General features: G+C 68.0%; 4 protein-coding genes. All 4 read left to right on the top strand.

Annotated elements, in window-relative coordinates; translation table 11 throughout:
* A partial coding sequence (locus FKV24_RS04850) for a 5-formyltetrahydrofolate cyclo-ligase (RefSeq protein ID WP_141481572.1) occupies positions 1-498 on the top strand: 498 nt, incomplete at its 5' end.
* A complete protein-coding gene (locus tag FKV24_RS04855; RefSeq protein WP_111267450.1) occupies positions 495-965 on the top strand; it encodes an EVE domain-containing protein in 471 nt (156 codons plus the stop codon). The genes FKV24_RS04850 and FKV24_RS04855, both read left to right, overlap by 4 nt.
* A gap of 74 nt (positions 966-1,039) precedes the next feature.
* Positions 1,040-1,702, top strand: coding sequence for a ribose-5-phosphate isomerase RpiA (rpiA, locus tag FKV24_RS04860; protein WP_141481573.1), 663 nt, complete (start codon positions 1,040-1,042; stop codon positions 1,700-1,702).
* 59 nt (positions 1,703-1,761) lie between these two features.
* The gene (locus FKV24_RS04865; RefSeq protein ID WP_141481574.1) at positions 1,762-2,442 is read left to right on the top strand and encodes an SH3 domain-containing protein; all 681 of its coding nucleotides are present in this window, start codon (positions 1,762-1,764) and stop codon (positions 2,440-2,442) included.
* Positions 2,443-2,559: the final 117 nt, after the last annotated feature.

Genomic DNA, 2,559 nt, shown 5'->3' on the forward strand with positions numbered 1-2,559 from the left:
CCGCGCACCGGGCATGTGGCCGGCTACTGGGCCAGCGATGGCGAGATCGACCTGGAGCCCTGGCGGCAACGGCTGCCGGCGGGCTGCAGTTACTGTCTGCCGGTACTGGGCAAGGGTTTCCGCCTGCATTTCGCGCCCTGGCGTCCGGGCGACGCCCTGGTCGAGAACCGTTTCGGCATTCCCGAACCCGACGTCCCCGCCTCGGCCCTGCTGCCGGCGGAGGCGATGACGCTGATGGTGTTGCCCGTGGTCGGCTTCGGCCCCCAAGGGCAACGCCTGGGCATGGGCGGCGGCTGGTACGATCGCAATCTCGCGTTCCGGCGCGATCGCCCCGCGCCGCCATGGCTGGTCGGCGCCGCTTTCGAACTGCAACGAATCGATACCCTGCGTGCCGAGCCCTGGGACGTGCCGCTGGATGCGGCCTGCACCGAGGCCGCAAGCCACGACTTCCACTCGCGCCACCGCCCGCCCTCCTCCGAGACGACACCTGCCGAATGACCGCACGACGCCGCTACTGGTTGATGAAATCCGAACCCGACGCCTTCTCGATCGACGACCTCGAGCGGGTCGGCACCGAGCCCTGGAACGGTGTGCGCAACTACCAGGCGCGCAACTTCATGCGCGACGGCATGAAGGTCGGCGACGGCGTCCTGTTCTACCATTCCAACTGTTCGACACCCGGCATCGTCGGCACCGCCACCGTCGCCAGCGACGCCTATCCGGACGAGACCCAGTTCGACCCCAAGTCCGACTATTACGATCCCAAGAGCAGCCGCGAAGAGCCGCGCTGGCAACTGGTCGACATCGCCTTCGAGCGCAAGCTGTCGCGCACGATCGCGCTCGACGAGATCAAGCAGCATGGCGAGCGCCTGGGCGAGGACTTCGCCCTGATCCGCCGCGGCAACCGTTTGTCGGTGTTCCCGGTCACCGCTTCGCAATGGAAGTACCTGCTGTCGCTCGAATGATTCGCGGCCGCGGCCCGGCGCCACGGCTGCCGCTTCCACCTGACATCCTCTTCCTCCATTCCAGTACCCAGCCCATGTCCGAATCCAAGCGCCTGGCCGCCGAAAAAGCCATCGAATACGTCGAAGACGGCATGATCGTAGGTGTCGGCACCGGCTCGACCGTCGCCTATTTCATCGACGCGCTCGGCCGTATCGGCGACCGCATCAAGGGCGCGGTGTCCAGCTCCGAGCAGAGCACCGAGCGGCTGCGCGGACACGGCATCGAGGTGCTCGACCTCAATGCCACCGGACCGCTGTCGCTGTACATCGACGGCGCCGACGAATGCGACCCGCACAAGCGCCTGATCAAGGGCGGCGGCGCCGCCCTGACCCGCGAGAAGATCATCGCCGAGGCCAGCGAGAAGTTCGTCTGCATCGTCGATCCGAGCAAGCGCGTCGACGTGCTGGGTCGGTTCCCGTTGCCGGTCGAGGTGATCCCGATGGCCCGCAGCCTGGTCGCGCGCGAGATCCTCGCGCTGACGGGCGGCCAGCCGGTCTGGCGCCAGGGCGCCGACGGTGCGCCGGTGGTCACCGACAACGGCAACTGGGTGCTGGACATCCACAATCTCTCGATCACCGATCCGGTTGGCCTCGAGCAGGCCCTCAACCCGATTCCCGGTGTGGTCTGCGTCGGCCTGTTCGCACGCCGTCCCGCCGACGTGGTGATCGTCGGCGCAGAGCCGCCGCAGGTACTCTGAAGCCACCCGCCGGACACGGCCTCCGGCGTCATCCGGGGAGGAGTTCGCCAGTGCCTTCAATGCGATATGCGCTTGTGGTGGCGATGGCGATGGCGTTGTCCACGCCGCTCTCACGGGCGGCCGGAACCGATCCGGTGCTGGCGCCGCCGAGCGAAGCGCTGCCTCCCTTGCTGGGGCAGGCCAGGCGTGAGCTCGCCGACATCGTCGCCCGGCGCGACCTCGATGCCCTGCTGGCCCATGTCGGCCCGGATACGAAGCTGAGCTTCGGCGGCGACCATGGGGCCGAGGACTTCCGCAGGATCTGGGGCAGCGGCATGCACGACCAGCAGGACCTGTGGCGGGAGCTGGACGCGATCCTCGCCCTCCCCGGCGTGGTCCAGGGCACTCGGGATGCGCCGCAATACTGCGCACCCTATGTGTTCTGTCTGCCAACGCCCGGCGCCATCGATCCTTACGAGGCCCTGGTCGTAACCGGGACCCGGGTCGCGATCCGCGACCGCCCCTCGCACGACGGGGAGGTACTAATGCGGGTCAGCCATGCGGTGCTGCAACGGGCCCCGGATGACCCTCGGGTTGACGGGACCACGCCTCCAGAGTGGACCCGGGTGCGGCAGGCCTCGGGGACGACCGGTTTCATCGCCTCGCCCTGGGTGCGCAGCCCGATCGATTATCGTCTGATGGTGTCGGTCGAGGCGGGCAGCGGCCGCTGGATACTGGATTACTTCATCGCCGGCGACTGAACCGGCAGGGTATCGCGGCTTACGCCGCTGCAGCGGTGGTTCTGACGCAGTCCCGGTGGGCCGGTATGCGTGGGTCCGTTACGGGGGTGCGTCAGCGTTTGTGTTGCGCAAAAGAAG

The organism is Marilutibacter maris (assembly GCF_006546735.2).
Taxonomy (GTDB): domain Bacteria; phylum Pseudomonadota; class Gammaproteobacteria; order Xanthomonadales; family Xanthomonadaceae; genus Marilutibacter; species Marilutibacter maris.

Excerpts from the sequence above, each read along its gene's own strand:
- FKV24_RS04855 (WP_111267450.1), top strand. The coding sequence starts at position 495 with ATGACCGCACGACGCCGCTACTGGTTGATGAAATCCGAACCCGACGCC.
- rpiA (WP_141481573.1), top strand. The coding sequence starts at position 1,040 with ATGTCCGAATCCAAGCGCCTGGCCGCCGAAAAAGCCATCGAATACGTC.
- FKV24_RS04865 (WP_141481574.1), top strand. The coding sequence starts at position 1,762 with ATGCGATATGCGCTTGTGGTGGCGATGGCGATGGCGTTGTCCACGCCG.